This is a genomic window from Isoptericola sp. NPDC056578 (genome assembly GCF_042793275.1).
Lineage (GTDB): Bacteria > Actinomycetota > Actinomycetes > Actinomycetales > Cellulomonadaceae > Isoptericola.
Genome location: NZ_JBHTVC010000047.1, coordinates 10,157 through 35,684, shown reverse-complemented (window position 1 = coordinate 35,684; position 25,528 = coordinate 10,157). Strand labels below are relative to the sequence as shown.

Sequence of the window (25,528 nt, the reverse complement as noted above, 5' to 3'; positions counted from 1 at the left end):
ACGACGGCCCGGACCCACGCACAGAGCGGCCGGGCCGTCGTCGTGCCGAGGTAGTCCAGATCGTGCCGAGGTAGCACGTGTCGTGCCGAGGTAGTTCAAACCTCCGCGAGGTAGTCCGAGGACGTTGTGCCAGATCTCTGCGCCTCAGACGCTGCCCACAGGCAGGGCTTGTCCACGAACAGCCGATCCGCGAGGGTGGAACGCCGCATTCGGCAGGGTCGTCGCGCGACGGTTCATCCATGAGAGAGTCCGAACACCTTCCTGCGATCAGGCGCATCACCAGAATCCTCGACAGCATGAACGCTCCCGGCTCGCCGTTGCCCACGATGCTCTCGGCAGACGCCACGCACCCGCCCCTCGTGCCGGACGCGCTGGAGCTCGTCCCGGCCGACGACGTCGTCGTGCCGCCCTCTCACGAGGAGGCGATCCTCGCCCTGGTGCGCGAGGTGGCAGACGGCACCGCGGCGCCGCTGTGGTTCAGCCACGAGACCGCGGCGATGCTTCACGGGGCGTGGACGTATCGCACGCCGCAGCTCGTGCACCTCACGCGCGAAGGGAACCCCCACGTGGACGGGGAGGGCGAACCGTCGGTGCGTCGTCACCACACGCCGATGCCGCAGCAGGACCGGGCCGACGTCCGCGGCATCCCGGTGACGTCGCTCGCGCGCACGCTGGTCGACTGCATCCGTGCCCTCCCGCGCGACGGCGCGCTGGTCGCGTGCGACTCGCTGTTCCGCCGCGGTGCCGACCCGGCGGAGGTCTCCCGCATCGTGTCCGCGTCCCGGGGCAAGCGGGGCGTCGTCCAGGCACGAGAGATCCTCGACCTGTGCGACCCGCGCTCGGGGTCGCCAGGAGAGACGGTGACGAGGCTCGCTGCCTCGGACGTCGGGCTACCGCGACCCGAGTGCCAGCTCGAGGTGCCGACCGTGCGGGGGACGTTCTACGTCGATCTGGGCTGGGCGGACGTTCGCCTCGCCGTGGAGTTCGACGGACTGGTCAAGTACGACGACGTCGACGTCGAGCGCGTGCTCCGCGGCGAAGAGGCTCGGCAGAGTGCGCTCGAGGCCGCCGGGTGGATGGTCGTCCGGGTCCGGTGGGAGGAGCTGGACGACCTGGCGGCGCTGGAGCAGCGCCTGCGCCGCGCGTACCTCGTCGCTCGGCGTCGTGCCTTGCTCGGGCTGACCGCCTGAACGACGACCGATCCTCCCGCGGCAACGGCGGCGGCTGCTCTGTTGAGCGGCCGCCGCCGTACTCGCGAGGTGCCTCCCTGGCCGGGCCCGAACTACCTCGGCCCGATGCGAACTACCTCGGCGCGATGCGGACTACCTCGGCGCGATGCGGACTACCTCGGCGCGATGCGAACTACCTCGGCGGGGGTGGGGCTACTTCGTGTCCTCGGCGAGGGAGCCGAGGTACAGGGAGATGACCTTCGGGTCGGACTGGAGCTCGCGCCCCGTGCCGGTGTACGCGTCCTTGCCCTGGTCGAGCACGTAGCCGCGGTCGCAGATCTGCAGGCAGCGGCGGGCGTTCTGCTCCACCATGATGATCGACACGCCGGCCTTGTTGATCATCCGGGTGCGCAGGAACGTCTCGTCCTGACGCACCGGGGACAGGCCTGCCGAGGGCTCGTCGAGCAGCAGCACCGACGGGTTCATCATGAGCGCCCGGGCCATGGCCACCATCTGCCGCTCGCCTCCGGACATGGCGCCCGCCCGCTGGGTGCGGCGCTCGTGCAGCACGGGGAACAGGTCGCGGATGAACGACCAGCGCTCGTCGAAGACCCTCGGGCGCAGGTACACCCCCATCCGCATGTTCTCCTCGACCGACAACGACGGGAAGACGTTGTTGGTCTGCGGCACGAACCCGACGCCGCGCGCCACGAGGGTGTTCGCCTTCATCCCGGTGATGTCCTCACCGCCGAGGGTCACGGTGCCGGAGTGGATCTTGACCAGCCCGAACAACGCCTTGAGCAGCGTGGACTTGCCGGCACCGTTGGGGCCGATGATGCCGACCAGCTCGCCCTTGCCCACCTCGATCGAGCAGCCGTCGAGGATGTGCACCCCGGGCAGGTAGCCCGCGACGAGGTTGTCGGCCCGCAGCAGGAGCTCCTTCCCCTCGGGGACGCCGCCGGGGTGCGCGGGGGTCGTGAGTGTCGAGGTGTCGCTCATCGCTTCTCCTCCTCGGCCTCGAGGCGGGCCAGGATCTCGGGGTCGAGCAGGGAGTCGTCGCCCAGGTCGGTGTCGTGGTGGGCGCCGAGGTACGCGTCGACCACGGCCTGGTCCTGCATGACGGTCGCCGGCGGGCCCTCGGCCACGATCCGGCCCTCCGCCATCACCACCACCCAGTCGGAGATGTGCCGCACGGCATGCATGTCGTGCTCGACGAACAGGACCGTCATGCCCTCGTCCCGCAGCGCCTGCACGTGCCCCAGGAGGGACTGCACGAGGGCGGGGTTCACGCCCGCCATCGGCTCGTCGAGCATGATCATCGTCGGGTCGGTCATGAGGGCGCGCGCCATCTCGAGCAGCTTGCGCTGCCCGCCGGACAGCGACCCGGCGAAGTCGTCGGCCTTCGCGTCGAGCTTGAACCGGGCGAGGATCTCCATCGCCTTCTCGGTGGCGGCCTTCTCGTGCCCCTGCCAGGTGAACGGCAGCCAGGAGAGCCAGAAGCGCTCGCCGGGGTTCTTCGGGGACGCGAGCAGCATGTTCTGCAGCACCGTGAGCCGCGACAGCGCCTTGGTGAGCTGGAACGTGCGCACCATCCCCTGCTGGGCGACGCGAGCCCCGCTCTTGCCGGCGAGCGACTTCCCCTCGAAGCTCCAGCGCCCGCTCTCGGGGGTGTCGAAGCCGGTGAGCAGGTTGAAGAACGTCGTCTTGCCGGCGCCGTTGGGGCCGATGAGCGCCGTGATGGCGCCGCGCTGCACCTCGAGGTGTGCGACGTCGACCGCCGTCATGCCGCCGAAGCGGCGCACGACGTCGTCGGCCACGAGGATGGCGTCTGGCTTGGGCGCCCCGACGACGGGCTCGACCTGCGCGAGGTCGTCGCGCGCCTCGGTGGCGACGGCGGAGGTGGGGGCGACGGCGGCCGCGGCCGCCGCGTCGACGACGGACTCGGGCTGGTCGCCGGCTGTGGTCTCTTCGGACATGTCAGCGGACATTGAAGGCCAGCTCCTTCTTGTTACCGAGGATGCCCTGCGGCCTGAAGATCACGAGGAGCATGAGGGTGATACCCACCAGCATGCCGCCGATCTGCTCCACGTTGGTGGTGCTGATGATCTCTCCCACCCCGGTGTTCTCGGACAGGGCGCGCATCCCGGTGCGCATGAACATGTAGGCGCCGAAGAAGATCATCGCGCCGAGCACCGGGCCGAAGACGGTCGCGGCCCCGCCGAGCAGCAGCACGGTCCACACGAAGAACGTCATGGTGCGGCCCATCGCGTCCGGGGCGATGGTGATCGGCAGCACGTAGAGGACGCCGCCGAGCGCGCCGAGCATGCCGCCCAGCACCAGCGACTGCAGCTTGTACGAGTACACGTTCTTGCCGAGCGCCCGCACGGCGTCCTCGTCCTCGCGGATGCCCTTGAGGACGCGGCCCCACGGGCTGCGGGTGATGAGCCAGACGAACAGCAGGGCCAGGGCGACGACGCCCCACGCGAAGAGGCGCGTCCACCAGGAGTCGGAGCCGGTGTTGATGTACTCGAGCGGCCCGATCACCGTGCGACCGTCGGGCAGGGGCGACAGGTCCTGGAAGGTGCCCTTGTAGTTGCGGCCCTGGAGCCCGGAGGCCCCGCCGGTCCACTCCTGCAGCCAGGTGGACCGCCCGATCCACCGGATGATCTCCGCGGCGGAGATGGTGACGATCGCCAGGTAGTCGCCGCGCAGCTGCAGCGTCGGGATGCCGAGGACCAGAGCGAACAACAGCCCCGCGATCAGGGCGACGAGCAGCGCGACGAAGAACGGGGCACCGGCGATCGTCGCGATGCCGAAGCCGTACGCGCCGAGCAGCATGAAGCCCGCCTGGCCCATGTTGAGCAGGCCCGTGTACCCGAAGTGCAGGTTGAGGCCGATCGCCGCGACGGCGTAGGCCGCCGTCGTCGGGGCGATGAGCTCGGCGAGCGACTGGGTGAGGATTCTGAGGAACTCGTCCATGGTCGGTCTCCCTTCAGCCGATCCGCTCGCGGCGGCCCAGGATGCCCTGCGGCCTGATCAGGAGCACGAGGATGAGGATCACGAGCGCCGACGCGTACCGCAGGTCGCTCTGGATCACGAGGTTGGACAGCTCGACGACCAGGCCGATGAGGATCGACCCGACGAGGGCGCCGAAGGCGGTGCCGAGCCCGCCGAGGGTCACGGCCGCGAACATGAGCAGCAGCAGCTGCACGCCGAGCTGCCAGTTGAACGACCCGAACGAGATGCCCCACATGAGCCCGGCCAGCGCGGCGAACGCGGTGGCGAGGATCCACACGACGCGGACCACCTTGTCGGGGTCGATGCCGGTGGCCGAGGCCAGGGCCGGGTTGTCGGACACGGCGCGGGTGGCCCGGCCCAGCCGGGTGCGGGTGAGGAAGAGCGCGAAGCCGATCAGGCACACCAGCGCGACCGCCATCGAGATCCACGACGTCGTGCTGAGGGTGATCCCGAGCAGCGTCAGGGGCCGCGGGTTGGCCGACAGGATGCGCTCCGACCCGCCGCCGATGAGCAGCTGGATCACGTACTGCAGCGTGATCGACAACCCGATCGAGACGATCATCAGCTGCATCACGGGAGTGCCTCTGCGGCGTAGCGGGCGCCAGATGGCCGCATCCTGCGCGACGCCGGTGAGGGCGCAGACGGCGATGGTCAGCAGGCCACCGACCCAGATCGACATCCCCATCTGGTTGATGGCGATGAAGCCGAGCGCGGCGCCGAGGGCGAACTGCTCGCCGTGGGCGAAGTTCGACATCCCGGTGGTGCCGAAGACGAGGTTGAGCCCGATGGACGCGAGCGCGAGCAGCAGGCCGAAGCGGATGCCGGAGCCGAACTGCTGCCACACCTGGCCCCAGGAGAACGCCCGCTCGGAGGCGTCGCCCTCCGGCGCCGTCGCGACGCCGTCACCCTCGGTGGTGGTGTCGGTGCCCGCGTCGGTGCCGTCGTCGCCGCCCGGTGCCGCCGTGGTGGCCTCGGCGCTGGGGCTCTCGGAGGCCACCGCCTCGCCGCCGACCCGGAAGGCGGCCCGTCCGGTGCCGCCGGTCTGGGCGGTGACCTGGAGCTCGGTCGACGCGCCTTCCGGCAGCTGCTCGCCCGCAGGCAGGGACGCGGGGTCGAGGGTGAGGATGTAGCGGCCGACCTCGGGCACCGCCACCGACACGGGAGCGTCGGCCGTGGTGGTGACGGTCTCGTCGAAGCCGCCGGGCCCGGTGATGGTCACCTCGGCGTCGGCGATCCGGTCGCCCGCGTCGTTCATGACGACGACGGCGACGCAGGCGGTCGAGTCGTCGGGTCTGCAGTCGGTCGCGACGGTGGTCGCGACCCTCGTGCCGGTGGTACTTCCTGTGCTGGTGCTGGTGACGGCGCTGCTGGTGTGCGCCACGTCTGCCCCCGGCGTCGCCTGCGCTGGTGGCGAGGCGAGCACAGCGGGTGCGAGGGCGATCGCGAGTGCTGCCACCGTGCGGCGCAGTGCGATCGCCCTGGTCGGTCGGTCCGTCGTCATCGGCCGGGTCCTCCGTGTGTCGATGTCGTTCCCCCGGGGGCGAGCCCGGGGTTCCGCCCGCTCACCCCGTCGATGCAGGGACACTAAAGGCCCCATGTATCCCCGGCGTTTCGCGAGCGTGCCGCGAGTGTAGCCACGAAAATGTGACCCAAATGACAGATCCAGGTCACAGTCCGGCATCACGCGGGCGGAATCCGTGCCTCGCCGCCGCGGACCTAGGCTGGCCGGGTGCCCGACGACCTGACCGCTCCCACTGACCTCGAAGCCTCCGACGACGCCTCCCCTGGAGCCGTCCCCGACCGCGCTCCCGTCGCGGAGCGCCGCCCCACGGTCCGCCGTCACCACGGCGACGAGGTCGTCGACGACTACGAGTGGCTGCGCGACAAGTCCTCGCCCGAGGTGCTGGCGCACCTGGAGGCCGAGAACGCGTGGACGCGGGCGCAGCTGGCGCACCTGGCGCCGCTGCGGCAGGCGGTCTTCGACGAGATCAAGGCGCGCACGCTCGAGTCCGACCTGTCGGTGCCCGTGCGGATGGGCGGGGCCTGGTACTACACGCGCACCGAGGAGGGCCGGCAGTACCCGATCCACGCGCGCGTGCCCGCCGCGGGGGAGTGGGCGCCCCCGCGCATCGAGGCGGGCACGGTGCCGGCGGGCGAGCAGGTGCTGCTCGACCAGAACGCCGCGGCCGCGGGCCACGACTTCTTCTCCCTCGGCTCGTTCGACGTGTCCGAGGACGGCGCGCGGCTGGCCTACGCCGTCGACACCCAGGGCGACGAGCGGTTCACGCTGCGCGTGCGCGACCTGACCACGGGCACGGACCTGCCCGACGTCGTGGAGGACACGTTCCCGGGCGCCGTCCTCACGCCCGACGGCCGGTACGTCTTCTACCCCACGGTCGACGACGCGTGGCGGCCGTACCGGATCTGGCGGCACGAGGTCGGCACGCCGTCGTCCGACGACGTGCTGGTGCTGGAGGAGCCCGACGAGCGGTTCTGGATCGGCGTCGGGCTCACGCGCTCGCGCCGCTACCTGGTGATCGAGGCCGGGTCCAAGACGACCAGCGAGGCGCGCGTCCTGGAGGCCGACGACCCGACGGGCGAGTTCCGCGTCGTGTGGGAGCGGCGGGACGACGTCGAGTACACGGTGGAGCACGCCGTGATGGGGGACGGCGAGGGGCGCGACGCGCTCCTCGTGCTGCACAACGGCGGCGCGGAGAACTTCGAGCTGGTCGTGACGGACGTCCCCGCGACGGGCGACGGCGCGACGGCGACCCCGCTGGACCCGGCGCAGGCGCGCGTCGTCGTGCCCCACGACCCGGACGTGCGGCTCGAGGGCGTGGACGCCTTCGCCCACCACGTGGTGCTGAGCCTGCGGCGCGAGGCGCTGCCGCGCGTCGCCGTCGTGGACCTTGCCGACACCGCGCGCACCACCGCGGACCAGCCGTGGACGGCGCGGGAGATCGACGTCGACGAGCCGCTGTTCTCCGTGGCCCTCGACGCGAACCCCGCGTGGGAGCAGCCGCTGCTGCGGGTGCAGCACACGTCGTTCGTCACGCCCGCCACCGTGGTGGACGTCGACCTCGCCACCGGTGAGCGGCACGTGCGCAAGCGGCAGCCCGTGCTCGGCGGCTACGACCCGGCCGACTACGCCCAGCACCGCGAGTGGGCGACGGCCGAGGACGGCACGCGCGTGCCGATCAGCCTGGTGTGGCGGCGCGACGCGGTGACGCTCGACGGGTCCGGGACGCGCGCCGAGCCCGCGCCGCTGCTGCTGTACTCGTACGGCGCGTACGAGACGAGCATCGACCCGTACTTCTCCGTCCCGCGTCTCAGCCTGCTGGACCGTGGCGTCGTCCTCGCCGTCGCGCACGTGCGCGGCGGCGGCGAGCTGGGCCGGCACTGGTACGACGACGGCAAGCTCGCGGCCAAGGAGCACACCTTCAGCGACCTCGTCGCGTGCGGGCGGCACCTCGTGGAGACGGGGTGGACGTCGCCGGAGCGGATGGTGGCCGACGGCGCCAGCGCGGGCGGGCTCACCGTGGGCGCGGCGCTCAACCTCGCGCCCGACCTGTTCGCGGGCGTGCTCGCCGGCGTGCCGTTCGTCGACGCGCTCACCTCGATGCTCGACCCGACGCTGCCGCTCACCGTCGTCGAGTGGGACGAGTGGGGCGACCCCCTGCACGATCCCGAGGTGTACGCCCGCATGAAGGGGTACGCGCCGTACGAGAACGTGCCCGACGACGCGTCGGCCTACCCGCGGGTCCTGGCCACGACGTCCCTGCACGACACGCGCGTGCTGTACGTCGAGCCCGCCAAGTGGGTCGCGCGGCTGCGGGCCGCCGGCGCCCCGGCGCTGCTGAAGATCGAGATGTCCGCCGGGCACGGCGGCGTCTCCGGGCGCTACGCGCGCTGGGAGGAGATCGCCTTCGAGCACGCGTGGACGCTCGACGTCCTCGGCGCGGCGTGAGGGACGTCCGGGCGTCCGGTGTGCGTCCCGGGTGAACCCTGCGTGGCCGATCCCACATCGCGGGGTTGGAACGGCGGGCGGGCCTCGGACGTCGTAACGTCGCGGGGCCGGGGTCGTGCGGCCCCGCCAACTCGTCGCTGAGCCGGCTCCGTGCGGCACGCACGACCGGTCGTCTGGAGCTCGTGTGTCAGGAAACGCCACCACCAGGTTCGCAGGTGTCTCCCTGCTGGCCGTGACCAGCAGGATCCCGGCCGGGGTGCGGACCTCGGCCGCCGTGCAGCAGCGGCTCGCCCCCGCGCTGCGGCGCCTGCGGCTCCCCACCTCGCTGCTCGAGCGCGTCGCCGGCGTGCGGGAACGGCGCGCCTGGGCCGCCGACGAGGACGTGGACGACGCGACCGTCGCCGCCGGGCGCGAGGCGCTCGCCGTCGCCGGTGTCGAGGCCGCCGACGTCGGCCTGCTGATCAACACCTCCGTGACGCGCCGGCACCTCGAGCCGTCCGTCGCGGTGCGGCTGCACCACGGGCTCGGCCTGCCGTCGTCGGCCGTGAACTTCGACGTCGCCAACGCCTGCCTCGGCTTCATCAACGGCATGAGCCTCGCCGCCGGGATGATCGAGTCGGGGCAGGTCCGGTACGCCGTCGTCGTCGACGGCGAGGACGCCGACATCATCCACGACCGCACCATCGAGCGGCTGCTGCGCGAGGACCGCAGCCGCGACGACTTCATGCAGGAGTTCGCGTCCCTCACCCTCGGCTCGGGCTCCGCCGCGGCCGTCCTGGGCCGCACGGACGAGCACCCCGAGGGCCACCGCGTCCTCGGCGGCGTCACGCGCGCCGCCACGAGGTTCCACGACCTGTGCGTGGGCAGCACCGAGGGCATGTTCACGGACGCGAAGGCGCTGCTCGACGGCGGCCTCGAGCTCGTCGTCGACGCCTGGAAGGACGCCGTCGCGGACTGGGACTGGGCGACGATGGACCGCTACGTCACCCACCAGGTCTCGCGCGTGCACACCGACGCCATCGTCGAGGCCGTCGGTCTCGACCGCGCCAAGGTGCCCACCACGTACGAGCGCCTCGGGAACGTCGGCCCGGCGTCCGTGCCCATCACGCTGGTGGAGCAGCAGGACTCGCTGAGCGCCGGGGACCGCGTGCTGCTCATGGGCGTCGGCTCCGGCATCAACACGGCGATGCTGGAGCTCGCGTGGTGACGGTGGCGACCCGCACCGTGCCCTCCACGACCCCCCGCCCCGCCGACACCGTGCCGCCGGGCCTGCCCGGCCTCGACGCGCGCCACAGCCACGTGCTCACCGACGCGCGCGGCGCGTCGTGGCACTACCTCGACAACGGGCCCGAGCTCGCGGCGCGCGGTCACGAGCCCGTCGGCACCGTGCTCGCCGTGCACGGCAACCCCACCTGGTCGTACCTGTGGCGGCGGCTGGTCGCCGACGCGCTGGACGCCGCCGGAGCCGGCGCGCCCGCGTGGCGCGTCGTCGCCGTCGACCAGCTCGAGATGGGCCTGTCGCAGCGCACCGGGGAGCACCGGCCGCTCGCGCGCCGGGTCGCCGACCTCGGCGCGTTCACCGACGCGCTCGGCCTGACGGGACCGGTCGTGACGCTCGGCCACGACTGGGGCGGCGTCGTCTCGCTCGGCTGGGCGGTCGACCACCCCGACCTGCTCGCCGGCGTCGCGCTGCTCAACACGGCCGTGCACCAGCCCGACGACGCGCCCGTCCCGGCGCCCCTGCGCCTCGCCCTCGCCGGGCCCGTGCACCGCCTCGGCACGCGCACCACCCGCGCCTTCCTGGAGACGACGCTGTCGCTGGCCCGCCCCCGGCTGGCCGCCGACGTCGCCGCCGCGTACCGCCTGCCCTACCTCTCCGCCGACGAGCGTGACGGCATCGAGGGCTTCGTCGCCGACATCCCTGTGGACGGCGCCCACCCCAGCGCGCCCGAGCTGGACCGCATCGCCGCCGGCGTCGCCCGGCTCACCGTGCCCGCCGTCCTGCTGTGGGGGCCGCACGACCCGATCTTCTCCGACCGGTACCTCGACGACCTCGTCCGCCGCCTGCCGCACGCGCACGTGCACCGGTTCGCGGACGCCGGGCACCTGATCGCCGAGGACGTGGACTGGACTCCTGCTCTCTTCCGGTTCCTGCCTGAGGTGCTGTCGGCGGAGGGGTCGGCAACCCCGGGCACGGATGCGTTCACGGGCCCCAGGGGGCCCTCCACTTCGGGAATTCGTACATCCGTGCCCGAGGTTCCCGACCCCTCCGCCTCGAGCATCACCTCGCCGTCCGCTCCGCCGGACGACTCCGCGACACCGTTCGTGCCGCTGTGGACGGCGCTGGACGCGCGGGCCGACGACGACGCGCCGGCGGTGCTGGACATGACGACCTCCACGACGGCGGACGGGCGGCCGTTCACCGCGAGCTGGCGGGCGCTGGACCGGCAGGTGCGGCGCATCGCGGCCGGGCTGCACGGCATCGGGGTGCGGCACGGCGACCGGGTGTCGCTGCTGGTGGAGCCGGGGCCGACGCTGACGGCGCTGGTGTACGCGTGCCTGCGGATCGGCGCGGTCGTCGTGGTGGCCGACGCCGGGCTGGGCGTGCGCGGGCTGACGCGCGCGCAGCGGGGCGCGTGGCCGCGGTTCGTCGTCGCGCAGCGCAAGGGCCTGGCCGGGGCACGGGCGCTGGGCTGGCCCGGGGTGCGGATCTCGGCCGAGCCGCTGGCGCCCTCCGTGCGCCGCGCGCTCGGGGTGACGCACGAGCTGGTCGACGTCGCCCGGGCCGGCGAGGGACGCCCGCTGCCGCCGGAGCCCGGACCCCAGGACGAGGCCGCCGTGCTGTTCACGTCGGGCTCGACCGGGCCGGCGAAGGGCGTCGTCTACCGGCACGCCGAGCTGTCCGCGCTGCGGGACGCGCTCGCCGCGCACTTCGACGTCCGCCCGGAGACGGGCCTGGTCACCGGCTTCGCCCCGTTCGCGTTGCTGGGGCCCGCCCTCGGCACACGGTCCGTCACACCCGTGATGGACGTGTCGTCGCCGGCCACGCTCACCGCGCGGGCCGTCGCCGACGCGGTGCGGGCCTCGGACGCGCGCATCGTCTTCCTGTCCCCGGCGGCGATCCTCAACGTCGTCGCGACCGCCGACGTCCTGGACGCCGGGGACCGGGAGGCCCTCGCGCGGGTGCAGACGTTCCTCTCGACGGGCGCCCCGATCTCGGCCGAGCTGCTGGGCTCGGCGGCCGAGCTCATGCCGTCCGCGACCCCGCACACGCCGTACGGGATGACGGAGTGCCTCCTCGTCACCGACATCACGCTCGACGGGATCCGGGAGGCCGCCGGGGCGCCCGACGCCGGCGTCTGCGTGGGCCGGCCCGTCGGCGGCGGCGAGGTGCTGGTCAGCGCGCTCGACGACGACGGCGCGGCGACGGGCGCGCCGTCCGGGGCCCAGGGCGTGCTGGGCGAGGTCCTGGTGCGTGCCGGGCACCTCAAGGAGCGCTACGACCGCCTGTGGCTCACCGACGTCGAGGCCGAGCGCGACACCCCGCCGGGCCGGTGGCACCGCACGGGCGACGTCGGGCACCTGGACGACCGGGGCCGCCTGTGGATCGAGGGGCGCCTCGCGCACGTGCTGCGCACGGCCGACGGCCCCCTGGCGCCGGTGGGCACCGAGCAGCACGTGGAGCGGGTGCCCGAGGTCCGGCGCGCCGCCGTCGTCGGCGTCGGGCCCGCGGGGGTGCACCAGGCGGTGGCTGTCGTCGAGACCACCAGCACCACGCGCCGCCCCGGCCTCGCACCGGACGACCTCGCGGCCGCCGTGCGCGCCGCCTCGCCGGTGCCGCTCGCGGCCGTGCTGGTCGTGCCGCGCATGCCCACCGACGTGCGGCACAACTCCAAGATCGACCGCACCCGGCTCGCCTCCTGGGCCGACCGGGTGCTCACCGGCGGGCGGGTGGGGCACCCGTGACCGCCCCCGCGCCCCGTGGGACCGTCCTGGTGACCGGCGCGTCCGGGCTGCTGGGCGGCGCGGTGGCCCGCGCCCTGGTGGCCAGGGGCGACGCCGTGCGCACGCTCCAGCGGCGACCGTCCGGCGTCGACGGCGCGGCCGACGTGCTCGGCTCCGTCACCGACGCGAACGTCGTCGCGCGGGCCGTCGACGGGGCCGACGCGGTCGTGCACCTGGCGGCCAAGGTGTCGCTGGCGGGCTCGCCGGCGGAGTTCCACGAGGTGAACGTCGGCGGCACGCGGACCCTGCTGGACGCCGCCGAGCGCGCGGGCGTGCGCCGGTTCGTGCAGGTGTCCTCGCCGTCGGTCGCGCACCTGGGGACCTCCCTGGTCGGGGCGCCGGCCACCCCGGCCGACCCGGAGGGGGCGCGCGGCGAGTACGCGCGCACCAAGGCCGGCGCGGAGGTGCTCGCCCTGGGTCGGGACGCCGCCGGCGCCGGACCCGGTCGCGGAGGGTTGCGCGTGGTCGCCGTCCGGCCGCACATCGTCTGGGGTCCGGGGGACACCCAGCTCGTGGAGCGCGTCGTCGACCGCGCGGCCCGCGGCCGCCTGCCGCTGCTGGGGCGCGGCGCGGCGCTCATCGACACGCTCTACGTGGACAACGCCGCCGACGGGATGCTCGCGGCCCTCGACCGCCTCGCCGACACGCCCGACGTCGTCGGCGGCCGGGCGTACGTGCTGACGAACGGCGAGCCACGCACCGTGGCCGACCTGCTGTCCGGCATCTGCCGTGCCGCGGGCGTGCGGCCCCCCGCGTGGCGCGTGCCCGCGGGCCTGGCGCGGTCGGCCGGCGGCCTCGTCGAGGCCGTCTGGCGGGTGCGCCCCGGTGCCGACGAGCCGCCCATGACGCGCTTCCTGGCCGAGCAGCTGTCCACCGCGCACTGGTTCGACCAGCGCGCCACGCACCGCGACCTGCGCTGGGTTCCCGGGGTGAGCGTCGACGAGGGGCTGCGCCGTCTGGCGGCGCACTACGGAGGCTCCGCGCCACCCCCGCGGTAGCTCTCGCGGACGCCGTCCGCCACGCGCGAGCACGACACGCCGCTGCCAGATGAACAACAGGTGAACAGTCCCGGAACAGTTCACCGAACGGCCCACCGGCGGTCGAAAACGCTCGGGTTCACCCCCCACGATGGGTGCCGTGACCGAGACGCTTCTGCTCGCGCTCGTCGTCGTGACCGCACTCGCCTTCGACTTCACGAACGGGTTCCACGACACGGGCAACGCGATGGCCACCTCCATCGCCACCCGAGCCCTCAAGCCCCGGACCGCCGTCGCGCTGTCCGCCGTCCTCAACCTCGTCGGCGCCTTCCTCTCCCTCGCCGTGGCCGCCACGATCGCCAAGGGCATCGTCGACGCCGGGGTGATCACCCTGCCCGTCGTGCTCGCCGGCCTGGTCGGCGGCATCGTGTGGAACCTCATCACCTGGCTGTTCGGCATCCCCTCCAGCTCCTCGCACGCCCTCGTGGGCGGCATGGTGGGCGCCGTGCTCGCCGCCGTCGGCACGTCGGGCGTGCTGTGGGAGGGCGTGATCGCCAAGGTGCTCGTGCCCGCCCTCATCGCCCCCGTGGTCGCCATCGCGGTGGCCGGCGTGGGCACCTGGCTCGTGGCCCGCCTGACGCGCGGCGTGCCGCAGGACGTGACGAACCGCGGCTTCCGCTGGGGCCAGATCGGCTCCGCGTCGCTCGTCTCCCTGGCGCACGGCACCAACGACGCGCAGAAGTCGATGGGCATCATCCTGCTCGCGCTCATCGCGGGCGGCGCCGTGCCGGCCGACTCCGGCGTGCCGTTCTGGGTCATCGTGTCCTGCGCCGTCGCGATGGCGGTCGGCACCTACCTGGGCGGCTGGCGCGTCATCCGCACGCTCGGCAAGGGGCTCGTCGAGATCGACACCCGCCAGGGCATGGCCGCCGAGACGTCGTCCGCCGCCGTCATCCTGCTGTCCAGCCACTTCGGCTTCTCGCTCTCGACGACGCACGTCGCCACCGGTTCCGTGCTCGGGTCCGGCGTCGGCATGCCGGGCGCGAAGGTCCGGTGGAGCGTCGCGGGCCGCATGTTCGTGGCCTGGATGGTCACCCTCCCCGCCGCCGGCCTGGTCGGCGCGCTGTGCCACTGGCTCGAGTCGTCCATCGGCGGCGCCGCCGGCACGATCGCCGTCTTCCTGCTGCTGGTCGTCACCTCGGCGGCCATCTGGGTCGCGTCGCGCCGCAAGCCCGTCGACCACACCAACGTCAACGAGGCGTGGGACGAGGAGAAGGGCGCGTCCGTCGAGCCCGTCGCCGCCACCACCGGCGAGGCCGGCGGCGAGCGCGTCGGGCCCGTGCCCGCCGTGGCCACCGCCTCGTCCGTCGCGCCGGCCGTCGGCGCCGTAGGCACCGTCAGCGCCCCGTCCAACCCGAAGGTGGGAGCATGAACTTCATCGAGTGGGGCGCCCTCGGCCAGGTCCTCGTGGCCGGGCTGATCGTCGGCGCCGGTATCCCCGCGCTCTTCGCGCTCGGGCTGCGGCTGCTGGCCGGCACGACGTCGGCCGACCCGGTGGCGGCGCAGGCCGCGCCGTCGTCCGCTCCGCGCGGTGGCGACGCGAACGACGCTCCGACGTCGCGCGTGGTCGCCATCCCGCGCCCGTCGGCAGCCCGCCTCGCCGGCGCCATTGCCTGCATGGGCGTCGTGGTCGGCGCCATCGCCTTCGGCCTGGTCTTCCTGGTCTCCGGCGGCCACTGACCGTCACCTTCGAGCACGCGATCCGTACCGCCAACCCTCCGTCCGGCGGTACGGATCGCGTGCTCGAAGGTCTCTCGGCCCCTCAGCGGACGGCCGCGGCCGCGGCGGCGAGAGCCTGCGCCGCGCGCTCGTCGCCCAGCTTCACGCACGCGGCGACGGCCGCGGCGGTCCGCGGCCCGGACAGGTCGAGGAGGGTCGCGCGCAGCACGTCCGCGTCGTGCACGGTGCCCAGCAGGTCCTGCAGCTCGCGATGGTGCGCGACGACGTCGTCCGCCCACCGGTCCGTGGTGCGGTCCCCGGAGCCGGCGAGCACCTCGGCGGCATAGCGCGCCCGCCGGGCCGCCTTGCGGAGCCGGTGCACGACGCCGGGCGCCGGCCGGTCGCCCGATCCGGGGTCACGCCACGCGGCCACCGGCCTCGCGCGGCGCCCGACCCGGGCCAGCTCGCGCTCGACGCCGGCTCGCAGGGCCGTCGCGGCCGGCGTCCCGGGCCGGTCGGCCAGCGGGGGCGCGGCGGCGAGCACGTCGAGCCGCGCCGTGAGGTCCCGGCACCGGGCCGAGGCGAGCGCCGTCGCGACCTCCGCCCGGGCGGCGGCGTCGGCCGCGACCAGCGCGCCGTCGAGCGTCGCCAGCCCCGCGAGCACGTCCGGCGACGGGCGCTCGAGGTCTGCGGCGAGCGCAGCCAGGCCGGCCCGCCGCACCTCGGCGTCGCGCGCCGCGCCGAGGGTGCGCACCCACCAGGTGAGGGCCTCGACCGTGCCCGGCTCGGGCGCCGTGCAGCCCCGGAAGACGCGCAGCGTGGCACGCAGGCGCCGTACCGCCACCCGGGCGTCGTGCACCGCGTCGGGCGCGGCCTCCGGCGCACCCGACGCCCGCACCGCGGCCGCCCGGACGTCGTCGTGCCCGCGCAGGACCGCCTCCGCGTGGGTGCGGATCGCGGCGGCGAGGACGTCGCCGGCGGTGCGGGCCATGCTCGATCCTCGCCCGCCGCCCGGGCTCCCGCCGCGCGAGGTCAGACGCGCACGGCGCCGACCGAGAGCGTGAACCCCTGCTGCACGAAGCGGCCGCCGGCGGCGTCGATCGCGGCGCCGAGCCCCGCGAGCAGGGGCTCGAGCCGCGCGGCCGGGAGCCGGGTGGCGACGCCGGTCGTGGGCACCAGGGCCAGCCACTCGTCGCGCGTGTAGGTCCGCTCCCAGGTGTCGCGCCGCTCGCTCGGCGCGGAGAACCGGCCGGTGCGGCGCAGACCGTCGGCCGCGGCCTCCACCATCTGCCGGTAGGCGGTCTCCGCCGACGCCGTCCCGGTGGCCGCCAGCGGGGTGCCCGGGAGCACCTCCCGGTACACCTCGGCGAACGCGACGGCCAGGTCGTGCGGCGGGTCGCCCGCGTTCCAGAACACCGTGAGCGCGCCGCCGGGGCGCAGGACGTCCGCGGCTCGGGCCGCCCCGGCGACGGGGTCCACCCAGTGCCAAGTCTGGCCGGCGGTCACGGCGTCGAACGACCGGCCGGACGGCGCCCACTCCTCGAACCGTGCCACCTCGACCTCGAACCCGTCGCGCCGCGCGACCTCCGCCATGCGCTCGTCGACGTCCACCCCGAGCACGTCGCAGCCGGCCGCGCGCAGCTGCCGCGCCACGATCCCGGTGCCCACGCCGACGTCGAGCACGCGCGGCACCGGGCCCGCGGCGGCGTCGCGCGCGGCGTCCGCGACCGCCGCGATCAGCGCGTCGGGGTAGCGCGGACGGGCCCGGTCGTAGGCGGCGGCGTCGACGCCGAACGACGACGCGACCTGGCGGAGCTCTTCCGGGTCCAGCGAGGGAGTGGCGCTCATGCGGTCAGCCAAGACCCGCGCCGCTGCCCGGGTCAACGAGGTTCGCCGAGGGCGGACCACGGGCCTCGATGCGGGGGTGGGCGTCAGCCGGCCGACGCGTCCTTGGCGGCCAGCACCCGGCGCGCGGAGGCGTCGACCTTCTTCGCGAACGCCGGGTCGGTGCGGGCCTTCGCGACCAGGGCGTCCGCCATCGCGGGCGCGACGGACGGGTCCGCGGACGCGAGCACCAGGTCCACCCCGGCGTCGACGGCGTCCACGGCACGCTCGCCGGGGGACCGGTCCTGCACCTGGGCGGCGGCCGACACGTCGTCCGTCATGACGACGCCGTCGAACCTCAGGTCGCCGCGCAGGACGTCCCCCACGACGACGGGGGAGAACACGGCGGGAGCGTCGGGGTCGATGCGGTCGTACACCGCACTCGACATCATCACGTAGCGCGCGCCCGCCTCGATCCCGCGGGCGAAGACGCGCACGGACGCGTCGTCGCGGGTGGTGACGTCGTCGGTCACCCGGGCGTCGGTGTCGGTGTTCTGCGTGACGCGGCCGAGCCCCGGGAAGTGCTTGATCACGGGCTCGACGCCGGCGGCCCGCTGCCCGGCGCCGAACGCGTTCGCGGAGCGCACCACGGACCGCGGCGTGTAGCCGTAGTTCCGGCCGAAGTAGCCGATGGGCGGGTTGTCCGCGGCGGCGTCCTCGTCGACGAGGTCCATCACGGGCGCCAGGTTGAGGTTCACGCCGGCGGCGGCGAGCTCGTCGCCCCAGCCCCGTGCGCGCTTCTCCAGCGTGCCCGGCTTCCACGTGGCCTGCTCGGTGGCCTTCGGGATTTCGGAGAACCCCTGGCCCCGCAGCACCTGGACCAGGCCGCCTTCCTGGTCGGTCGCGACGAGCAGCGGCGTGCCGTGCGTCGAGCGGCGGGACACGAGAGAGGTGTACTCGTCGACCAGCTCGCGGGTCGCGTCCACGCCCGCCGTGCTGCGGCCGTGCAGGAACACGTTGCCCACGTGCTTGTCGCGGACCGACTCGGCGCTGACGGCGGCCGGGTCGCTCACGGACACCCCGACCATGAGCAGCTGGCCGACCTTCTGCTCCAGGCTCCAGCCCGCCAGCACGTCATCGGGGTGCTGGCTGCCGGTGGGCTCCGGGGTGGGGGTCGGGGTCGAGCTCGGTGAGGCGCTCGGTGAGGCGCTCGGCGACACGGTCGAGGGGCTCGGCGACGGCGATCCCTGGGCGGCGGACGACGCCGGTCCGGGCGACGGCTCGGTGCCCGCGCCGGAGCACGCGGCGAGCAGGACGGCGGTGAGGAGCGCGAGGGTGACGGCCGGCGCCGGCCGGCGGGAGGTCACGCGTGCCGGGCAGGCGCACCGTCGCGGTGGGCGAGGGTCGCGAGCGCGTCCTGCCAGTGCGCCTGCGAGTTCGTCGCGTGCTGGGCCGTGTCGATGTTCTCCTGCCTCACGGACACGACCGTACCCGTCTCGTCCGGTTCGAGAGTAATGCGAATCTCGTGGTAGTTGTCCTCGACGTCCGCGAGCTCCGCCAGCGGCGAGAAGTGGGTGAAGTGCAGCAGGCGGGGGCGGTCGACGGCGATCACCACGCCCTTGTCGGCGAACTGGCGGCCGAAGAAGTGGCCCTCGAACGTGATCGGGCTGCCCGGCCGGAAGTCGGTCTCGATGTTCGCGCCCAGCATCCAGCGAGCGCCGGGATGCATGAGCTCGGCCCACACCCGCTCCGGCGGCTGGGTCACGTGCACCGACGCCTCGGCGACGTGCGGGTAGCGGTGGTCGGACGGGATGTAGGGGCTGGTCATGGTGGGGGTTCCTTCCGCCGGCTCCGGTTCGTTCCGACCCTAACGCCGGGTCCTCGCCGCCGCCGTCCCCGTCCCCGCCGACGGGGTGGCCGCCAGCTCGCGCACGAGGTCGAGCACGTCGTCGACCGACTGGGCGGGGTCGGTGACCGGCGCCTGCACGTGCCGCACGACGCCGGACGGGTCCACCAGGAGCGTGACGCGCTTGAGCCGGTCGGACCCGCCGGCGCGGAACACGGGCAGGCGCAGCGCGGACGCCGCGAGCCCGTCCTGGTCCGACGCGAGCAGGTAGGGCAGCGCGGCGTGGGTGGCGAACGCGGCCTGCTGCTCGGGGTGCTGCGTGCTCACGCCGAGCACCCGCGCCCCCGCCGCCTCGAGGTCGGCGTGCCGACGCCCGTAGGTGACGCACTCGAGCGTGCAGCCGGCCGTGCCGGGCACGTCGCCCCAGCGCGGCGGGTAGCCGTGGGTGCCGGGAGCGTACGCGCCGGGGAAGAAGAACAGGGCGGTCCACCGGTCGGGGTCCACGAGCCGCACGGTGGAGCCGTCGTGCGCCGTGAGGGCGACGTCGGGCACCCGCGTGCCCTCGAGCGCGCGGGCCCGCGCGAGGTCGCCGTCGCCCAGCGCTCCGCTGACCTCGCCGTCGCCCAGGAGGAACCGCGTGCCCCACTCCTGCAGGGCGAGCAGTACGGGCAGCAGGCCCTCGCCGCGGGCGGTGAGCCGGTAGTCGTGGCGCGGCGGGCGCTCGGAGTACGGCACCTTCTCCAGGACGCCGTGCTCGACGAGGCCGCCGAGCCGCTCGGTGAGGGCTCGGCGCGACAGCCCCAGCTCGCGGTCGAAGCCCTCGAACCGGGTGACGCCGGCGGCGGCCTCGCGCACGATCAGCAGGCTCTGCCAGTCGCCGACGACGCCGAGGGACTGGGCGATGCCGCACGAGCTGTCGGCAAGGTCCTCGCGGCGCATGGGGGTCATCCTCTCGCCGGGCCGGGGTGCGCGTCCATCCCGCGCCGTAGGGTAAGTTCCAATCTGGAACTTACAACGACGGTCACGCCCCACCTGTTCCCGGGGCGGCCGTCCACAGCGAGGAGGTGGCCGATGGCCACGAGTGCACGGCCGTTCTGGACCTACTGGGCCGCGAGCACCACCAGCGGCGTCGGCACCGCCGTCACGACCGTCGCGCTGCCGCTCGCCGCGGTGACCGTGCTCGACGCCGGCCCGGTCGAGACGGGCCTGCTGGCCGCGTCGTCGTACCTCGCCTGGGTGGTGCTCGGCCTGCCCGCCGGCGCGATCGTGCACCGGCTGCCGCTGCGCGCCACGCAGGTGGTGGCCGACCTGGTGCGTGCCGCCGCGATCCTCGCCGTCCCGCTCGTGTGGTGGCTCGGGGAGCTGTCGCTGGCCCACCTGGTGCTGGCGGCGCTCGCGGTGAACGTGGCCGAGGTGTTCTTCTTCACCGCCAACACGACCTTCCTGCCGACGGTGGTGCCGAAGCACGAGCTGACCAGCCGCAACAGCCTCGTCTCGGGCACGCAGGCCGCCACGCAGCTCGGCGGGCCGTCGGTCGCGGGCCTGCTGGTGCAGGCGGTCGGCGCCGTGCCCGCGCTGCTGGTGGACGCCGTGACGTACGTCGTGTCGGCCCTGCTGCTGCGGCGGCTGCCCGAGCGGCGCGAGCCCGCCCTCGGCGACGGGGAGACGCGGCCCGGGATGCGGCAGATGATCGCGGAGGGCTGGCGGTTCGTGGTGCGGCACCCGGTGATCGCGCCCGCGACGTGGTGGGCCTGCGTCGTGAACCTCGTGTGCGGCGTGCAGGCGGGGCTGTTCGCGCTCTACCTGGTGCGCGACCTCGACGCCCCGCCCGCGATGGTCGGCGTGCTGCTCGCCGCCGACGGCGTGGGCTCCCTGCTCGCGGCGGCCGCCACGCCCTGGCTCGTGCGGCGTTTCGGGTCCGCGCGGGTGCTGCTGTTCGACGGGCTTTTCGGGTTCGCCGGTGCGCTGCTGATCCCGCTCGGCGCCGGCGCCGCCGGGTGGCTCTGCTTCGCCGTCGGCACGATGGTGTTCGGGGCGTCCGTGGTGCCGGGGAGCGTCGTGACGCGCACCTACCGGCAGGTGGCCAGCCCGCCCGAGCTCCTTTCACGGGTGATGGCGACCGTGCGGTTCGTCTCCTGGAGCATGATCCCCCTCGGGTCGCTCGCGGCCGGCGTGCTCGCCGCGCACGTGGGGAACCGCGCCGTGCTGCTCGGGTCCGCGTTCGTGCTGCTGCTCGGGCCCGTCATCGTGGGCCTCAGCCCCGTGCGGCGGCTGCGGAACCTCGAGGACTACGACGCCGCCACCCTCGAGCTGTCGCGGTGATCAGGCGAGGGCGTCGGCGGCCGCCGCGACGAACGCGTCGACCGTCCCCGGCGCCGTGTCCCAGGCACACATGAGCCGCACCTCGACGCGGCCGGGTGTCTCGCCGTCGGCCCAGTCGTAGAAGCGCGCGACGGCGCGCAGCCGGTCGGCGGCGGCGCGGGGGAGCGTGGCGAAGACGGCGTTCGCCTCCGTGGGGCGGGTGACGCGCACGCCGTCCTCGTCCGAGCCGGGGAGGGCCTCGAGCCCGGCGCGCAGCCGGGCCGCCATCGCGTTCGACTGCGCGGCGTTGCGGTGCCACAGCGGCTCGTCGTCGGCCGGGTCGCCCGGCTCGCCGAGCAGGGCGAGGAGCTGCGCGGAGACGAACCGCGTCTTGGACGCCAGCTGCATCGTCGCCTTGCGCAGGAACGGCACGGCGGCCGACGCCGCCTGCCGCGCGCGGGCGGACGCGGCGTCCGGGGCGTCGTCGGGCCCGAGCACGAGCACGGCCTCGCCGAGCATGCCGCCGTTCTTCGCGGCCCCCAGCGACACGACGTCGACGCCGGCATCGGTGGTGAGCGCCCGCAGCGAGCAGCCGAGCGACGCGGCGGCGTTCGCGAGCCGGGAGCCGTCCACGTGCACGGCCATCCCCAGGTCGTGCGCGACGCGGGTGAGCGCGCGCAGGTCGTCGAGCGGGTACACCGTGCCGAGCTCGGTGGACTGCGTCAGCGACAGGACGGCGGGGTGCGCGCGGTGCACGTCGTCGCGCTGCCCGGCCCAGCGCGCGACGTCGTCGGGCGTGATCCGGCCGTCCGTCGACGGGCAGGCGAGCAGCTTGAGGCCGCCGACCCGCTCGGGTGCGCCGTTCTCGTCGGTGTTCACGTGCGCGACGTCGGACACGACGACGCCGCCCCAGCGCGGCGAGAGCGCGGTGAGCGACACGACGTTGGCGCCCGTGCCGTTGAGCACCGGGAACGCGAGCGCCCCGGTGCCGAAGACCTCACGGATGCGGACGTCGAGCCGGGCCGTCCACGGGTCGTCCCCGTACGCGACGGCGTACCCGTCGTTCGCCGCGGCGACCGCGGCCAGGACGTCCGGGTGCGCGGGCGCGTAGTTGTCGGAGGCGAACGGCGGGAGGGTGCGGGGCTCGGTCACGCGCCCAGGGTAGGCGGGTCGGCCGGGCCGGCGACGCCGCCGGTGGACTCGCGCCACACGATGCGGTGGATCGGCGCGCCGGGCCCCGGGCGGGGCTCGCCCCGCACGGTCGCGACCAGCCGGCGCATCGCGGTGCGGCCGGCCTCGGGGAAGTCGACGGCGACGGTGGTGAGGGACGGCATCATCAGCGACCCCATCTCGACGTCGTCCCAGCCGGTGACGACGAGGTCCCCGGGTACCGACCAGCCGCGCTCGGCGGCGCCGCGGACCACGCCGGCGGCGAGATGGTCGTTCGCGGCGATCACGGCCAGGGGCGGTGCGTCGGCGGGGAGCCCGGCGACCGCGCGGCGCGCGTCGTCGCCCGACCAGGAGCCGCCGAGGACGCCGAGGGACACGACGTCGCTCGTGGCGGGGTCGGCGGCCGCGCGCGCGACCGAGGCGAGGTAGACATCGCGCCGTGCCCGGGCGGAGGCGTAGTGGTCGGGGCCGCCGACGTGCACGAAGCGCCGGAACCCCGCGGCGACGAGGGCTGCGACGAAGACCTCGACCGTGCCGGCGTCGGCGAGCTCGCCCAGGCTGCGCATCTGCTCGTCGAACGCCGCCTCGGCGACGACGGGGGTGGCGTCGTCCGCCGGCGCGGACGGGTCGGAGAGCACCTCCGGCAGCACGGGCACCAGGGCCAGGACGCCCTCGTACTGGCGGCTCGCGGCGAGCTCGTGCACGCGCGTGGTGCGCTGCTCCACCGTGCCGTCGATCGTGTGCGTCTCCATGACGTAGCCCTCGGCCTCGGCCACCTCGCCGGCGCCGGTGAGCACCCGGAGCTGGTGGTCCAGGGTCGCTCCGGTCACCACGGCGAGCCGGCCGGACCGCCGCGTGCGCATGGACCGCGCGGCGAGGTTGGGCCGGTAGCCGACGGACTCGGCCACCTGGAGCACCCGCTCGCGGGTGGCCGCCGAGATGGTGCCGCGCCCGGTGAGCGCGTAGGACACGGTCGCCTGCGACACCCCGGCGAGGCGCGCGACGTCGCGGCTGGTGGGCGGGTGGGACATCGCCACAGTATGACCTCCCTCACCTCTCGCCTTGACAGGTCGACGGCCCTCCGGCCACCCTGATCACCGTCGCATGATACGTATCATGCCGGACCGCCAGCTCGCTGTTCCATCGGAGGAACCATGCTCACCATCGGGATCGTCGGCACGGGCGGGATCGCCCGGGCGCACATCGACGGCTACCAGCGCTTCGGGGAGGAGTGCGAGATCGTCGCGCTGTGCGACCCCGCCCCGGGGCGCGCCGAGGCCCTGCGCGCGGAGCTCGGGCTCGACGGCGCCCGCGTCTACACCGACGCCGCCGAGATGCTCGCCGCCGAGCAGCGCCTCGACCTCGTCAGCGTCGCGACGCCGCCCTCCACCCACGCCGCCCTGTCGATCCAGGCCCTGGAGGCCGGTGTCGACGTGCTCGTCGAGAAGCCGATGGCGCCGTCGCTCGAGGAGTGCGACGCGATGATCGCGGCCGCGAAGGACAACGGGCGCCTGCTGTCCGTCGTCGCGCAGAACCGCTTCCGCGACGACATCGCGACGCTCAAGGAGGTGCTCGACTCCGGCCTCGCCGGCCCGGTCACGCACGCCCAGGTCAGCTCCGCCTGGTGGCGCGGCACCGAGTACTACGACCTGTGGTGGCGCGGCACCTGGGAGCGCGAGGGCGGTGGCTGCACGCTCAACCACGCCATCCACCACCTCGACATGACCCTGTGGATGCTCGGTTCCCCGAAGGCCGTGACGTCGGTGCTCACCAACGCCGCGCACGAGAACGCCGAGGTCGAGGACCTGTCCGTGAGCGTGCTGCAGTACGACCGCGCGCTCGCCGAGGTCACCGCTTCCGTGGTGAGCCACGGCGAGGAGCAGGCCATCGTCGTGCAGGGCCGCGACGCCCGCGTCTCGCAGCCGTGGAAGGTCGAGGCGAACCTGGCCAACCCGAACGGCTTCCCCGCCGACGAGGACGACGTGGAGCGCGTCGCGCAGATCGAGGCCGTCGCGGCGGCGCACCGGCCGCTGGAGCACACCGGCCACGCCGGGCAGATCGCCGACATGCTCGACGCCGTGCGCGAGCGCCGTCGTCCCGCCGTCGACGGCGAGGACGGCCGCCGCGCCATCGAGCTGGTCACGGCGATCTACGAGGCGGGCATCGAGCGCCGCGCCGTGGACCTGCCGCTGTCGCCGGACGACCCGTTCTACCGCACCGGCACCCTCGTGGAGCGGGCGCCGCGGTTCTTCGAGAAGACGGCCTCGGTGGGCGAGCTGCCGGGCGCGATCACCGTGGGGGCGAAGGCATGAGCGCGAACCCGACGGGCACCGCCAGCGGCGCCGCCTACGCGCCGAACCCCGTGCCCGCGCCCGTCGTCGAGCCGGGCGAGTTCGTCTTCGCGGCGACCAGCCTCGACCACGGCCACGTGTTCGGCATGTGCGAGGGGCTCGCGGGCGCCGGCGGCACGCTGAAGTGGGTGTACGACCCGGACCCGTCCAAGGTCGAGGTGATGCGCAGCAAGTTCCCCGACGTGCAGGTCGCGCGCAGCGAGGCCGAGATCCTCGACGACGCCGAGGTGCGCCTCGTCGCGGGCGCCGCGGTGACCTCCGAGCGCGCGCCGCTCGGGCTGCGGGTCATCGAGGCGGGCAAGGACTACTTCACGGACAAGGCGCCGCTGACGACGCTCGACCAGCTCGCCGCCGCCCGCGAGGCCACGGCCCGCACCGGCCAGAAGTACGCCGTCTACTACTCCGAGCGCATCCACGTCGAGGCCGCCGTGCTGGCCGAGCAGCTCGTCGACCGCGGGGCGATCGGCCGCGTGCTCCAGGTGATGGGCCTGGGCCCGCACCGCCTCGGCACCGGCCGCCCGGACTGGTTCTTCGAGAAGGAGAAGTACGGCGGCATCCTGTGCGACATCGGGAGCCACAACTTCGACCAGATGCTGCACTACGCGGGCGCGAAGGACGCGGAGATCAGCCACGCCGCCGTCGCGAACTACCACCACCCGGACCACCCGGAGCTGGACGACTTCGGCGAGGCCGGCATCGTCATGGACAACGGCGCCACCGGGTACGTGCGCGTCGACTGGTTCACGCCGGACGGCCTGAGCACGTGGGGCGACGGCCGCACGATCATCCTCGGCACCGAGGGGTACATCGAGCTGCGCAAGTACGTCAACGTCGGCACCGGCGAGGGCGGCGGGCACGTGTTCCTCGTCGACGGCGAGGGCGAGCACCACCTGGTCGCGGACGGTCAGGTCGGTTTCCCCTACTTCGGGCAGCTCATCCTCGACTGCCTGGAGCGCACCGAGAACGCGATGACGCAGGAGCACGCCTTCAAGGCCGCCGAGCTGAGCGTCCTCGCCCAGCAGCAGGCCCGGGTGCTCACGCCCTGACCCGACCGCGCCGATCGGGCCGGGGGGGGGCACGGGGCCCACCCGCCCCCCCCCGGGCGGCCCGGCGGGCGGCTGTGCCGGGGGGGGGGGGGGTGGCGGGGGGGGGGTGGGGGGGGGGCGGGTGGGGGGGCGGGT

General features: G+C 74.5%; 21 protein-coding genes. 10 read left to right on the top strand and 11 right to left on the bottom strand.

Annotation, left to right across the window (positions count from 1 at the left end; translation table 11 throughout):
- Positions 1-296 precede the first annotated feature (296 nt).
- Positions 297-1,190: a hypothetical protein gene (locus tag ACFQ80_RS16740; RefSeq protein ID WP_430564422.1), complete on the top strand. Its 894-nt coding sequence runs from the start codon at positions 297-299 to the stop codon at positions 1,188-1,190.
- A gap of 192 nt (positions 1,191-1,382) precedes the next feature.
- On the opposite strand, the gene ACFQ80_RS16735 is transcribed toward ACFQ80_RS16740, so the two are convergent.
- The 4 genes from ACFQ80_RS16735 to ACFQ80_RS16720 are packed head-to-tail and all read right to left on the bottom strand — an operon-like array spanning position 1,383 to position 5,688.
- Complete coding sequence (locus ACFQ80_RS16735) at positions 1,383-2,168, bottom strand: ABC transporter ATP-binding protein (protein WP_430550922.1); 786 nt, start codon at positions 2,166-2,168, stop codon at positions 1,383-1,385.
- Positions 2,165-3,145, bottom strand: coding sequence for an ABC transporter ATP-binding protein (locus ACFQ80_RS16730; protein ID WP_430550923.1), 981 nt, complete (start codon positions 3,143-3,145; stop codon positions 2,165-2,167). The genes ACFQ80_RS16735 and ACFQ80_RS16730 overlap by 4 nt, the downstream gene beginning before the upstream one ends.
- Position 3,146: 1 nt before the next feature.
- A complete protein-coding gene (locus ACFQ80_RS16725; RefSeq protein WP_430564421.1) occupies positions 3,147-4,148 on the bottom strand; it encodes a branched-chain amino acid ABC transporter permease in 1,002 nt (333 codons plus the stop codon).
- A gap of 13 nt (positions 4,149-4,161) precedes the next feature.
- Complete coding sequence (locus tag ACFQ80_RS16720) at positions 4,162-5,688, bottom strand: branched-chain amino acid ABC transporter permease (RefSeq protein ID WP_430550925.1); 1,527 nt, start codon at positions 5,686-5,688, stop codon at positions 4,162-4,164.
- 240 nt (positions 5,689-5,928) lie between these two features.
- On the opposite strand from ACFQ80_RS16720, the gene ACFQ80_RS16715 reads away from it, so the two are divergent.
- The 6 genes from ACFQ80_RS16715 (at position 5,929) to ACFQ80_RS16690 (ending at position 14,876) form a co-directional block, all read left to right on the top strand.
- Complete coding sequence (locus ACFQ80_RS16715) at positions 5,929-8,154, top strand: S9 family peptidase (protein WP_430564423.1); 2,226 nt, start codon at positions 5,929-5,931, stop codon at positions 8,152-8,154.
- A gap of 184 nt (positions 8,155-8,338) precedes the next feature.
- A complete protein-coding gene (locus ACFQ80_RS16710; RefSeq protein WP_430550926.1) occupies positions 8,339-9,361 on the top strand; it encodes a 3-oxoacyl-ACP synthase III in 1,023 nt (340 codons plus the stop codon).
- Positions 9,362-9,363: 2 nt separating this feature from the next.
- A complete protein-coding gene (locus ACFQ80_RS16705) occupies positions 9,364-12,120 on the top strand; it encodes an alpha/beta fold hydrolase (protein WP_430564420.1) in 2,757 nt (918 codons plus the stop codon).
- A 29-nt stretch (positions 12,121-12,149) separates the two neighbouring features.
- Positions 12,150-13,157, top strand: coding sequence for an NAD-dependent epimerase/dehydratase family protein (locus ACFQ80_RS16700; protein WP_430564419.1), 1,008 nt, complete (start codon positions 12,150-12,152; stop codon positions 13,155-13,157).
- A 139-nt stretch (positions 13,158-13,296) separates the two neighbouring features.
- Entirely contained in the window at positions 13,297-14,568 is a 1,272-nt protein-coding gene (locus ACFQ80_RS16695; RefSeq protein ID WP_430564418.1) for an anion permease, read from the top strand.
- Positions 14,565-14,876 carry a hypothetical protein gene (locus ACFQ80_RS16690; protein ID WP_430564417.1) on the top strand — a complete coding sequence of 104 codons (312 nt, stop codon included), beginning with the start codon at positions 14,565-14,567 and terminating at the stop codon, positions 14,874-14,876. The genes ACFQ80_RS16695 and ACFQ80_RS16690 overlap by 4 nt, the downstream gene beginning before the upstream one ends.
- Positions 14,877-14,958: 82 nt before the next feature.
- Here the strand turns inward: ACFQ80_RS16690 and ACFQ80_RS16685 are convergent, their stop codons facing one another.
- From ACFQ80_RS16685 to ACFQ80_RS16665, 5 genes are all read right to left on the bottom strand, one after another.
- Entirely contained in the window at positions 14,959-15,846 is an 888-nt protein-coding gene (locus ACFQ80_RS16685; protein WP_430564416.1) for a CHAD domain-containing protein, read from the bottom strand.
- Positions 15,847-15,887: 41 nt separating this feature from the next.
- Positions 15,888-16,703: a class I SAM-dependent methyltransferase gene (locus tag ACFQ80_RS16680; RefSeq protein WP_430564415.1), complete on the bottom strand. Its 816-nt coding sequence runs from the start codon at positions 16,701-16,703 to the stop codon at positions 15,888-15,890.
- 83 nt (positions 16,704-16,786) lie between these two features.
- Positions 16,787-18,046 carry a glycoside hydrolase family 3 N-terminal domain-containing protein gene (locus tag ACFQ80_RS16675; RefSeq protein WP_430564414.1) on the bottom strand — a complete coding sequence of 420 codons (1,260 nt, stop codon included), beginning with the start codon at positions 18,044-18,046 and terminating at the stop codon, positions 16,787-16,789.
- Positions 18,043-18,507: an SRPBCC family protein gene (locus ACFQ80_RS16670; protein ID WP_430550934.1), complete on the bottom strand. Its 465-nt coding sequence runs from the start codon at positions 18,505-18,507 to the stop codon at positions 18,043-18,045. Before ACFQ80_RS16670 ends, ACFQ80_RS16675 begins: the two co-directional genes overlap by 4 nt.
- Positions 18,508-18,546: 39 nt before the next feature.
- Positions 18,547-19,464 carry a winged helix-turn-helix transcriptional regulator gene (locus tag ACFQ80_RS16665; RefSeq protein ID WP_430564413.1) on the bottom strand — a complete coding sequence of 306 codons (918 nt, stop codon included), beginning with the start codon at positions 19,462-19,464 and terminating at the stop codon, positions 18,547-18,549.
- A gap of 132 nt (positions 19,465-19,596) precedes the next feature.
- On the opposite strand from ACFQ80_RS16665, the gene ACFQ80_RS16660 reads away from it, so the two are divergent.
- Positions 19,597-20,847: an MFS transporter gene (locus tag ACFQ80_RS16660; RefSeq protein ID WP_430564412.1), complete on the top strand. Its 1,251-nt coding sequence runs from the start codon at positions 19,597-19,599 to the stop codon at positions 20,845-20,847.
- On the opposite strand, the gene ACFQ80_RS16655 is transcribed toward ACFQ80_RS16660, so the two are convergent.
- Complete coding sequence (locus ACFQ80_RS16655; protein ID WP_430564411.1) at positions 20,848-21,978, bottom strand: threonine aldolase family protein; 1,131 nt, start codon at positions 21,976-21,978, stop codon at positions 20,848-20,850.
- The gene (locus ACFQ80_RS16650) at positions 21,975-23,027 is read right to left on the bottom strand and encodes a LacI family DNA-binding transcriptional regulator (RefSeq protein ID WP_430550938.1); all 1,053 of its coding nucleotides are present in this window, start codon (positions 23,025-23,027) and stop codon (positions 21,975-21,977) included. Before ACFQ80_RS16650 ends, ACFQ80_RS16655 begins: the two co-directional genes overlap by 4 nt.
- Before the next feature lie 123 nt (positions 23,028-23,150).
- On the opposite strand from ACFQ80_RS16650, the gene ACFQ80_RS16645 reads away from it, so the two are divergent.
- Together ACFQ80_RS16645 and ACFQ80_RS16640 are read left to right on the top strand one after the other, a co-directional pair.
- The gene (locus ACFQ80_RS16645) at positions 23,151-24,308 is read left to right on the top strand and encodes a Gfo/Idh/MocA family protein (RefSeq protein WP_430564410.1); all 1,158 of its coding nucleotides are present in this window, start codon (positions 23,151-23,153) and stop codon (positions 24,306-24,308) included.
- Positions 24,305-25,393 (top strand): Gfo/Idh/MocA family protein, encoded by a 1,089-nt coding sequence (locus tag ACFQ80_RS16640; protein WP_430564409.1) that lies wholly within the window; start codon positions 24,305-24,307, stop codon positions 25,391-25,393. Before ACFQ80_RS16645 ends, ACFQ80_RS16640 begins: the two co-directional genes overlap by 4 nt.
- Positions 25,394-25,528: the final 135 nt, after the last annotated feature.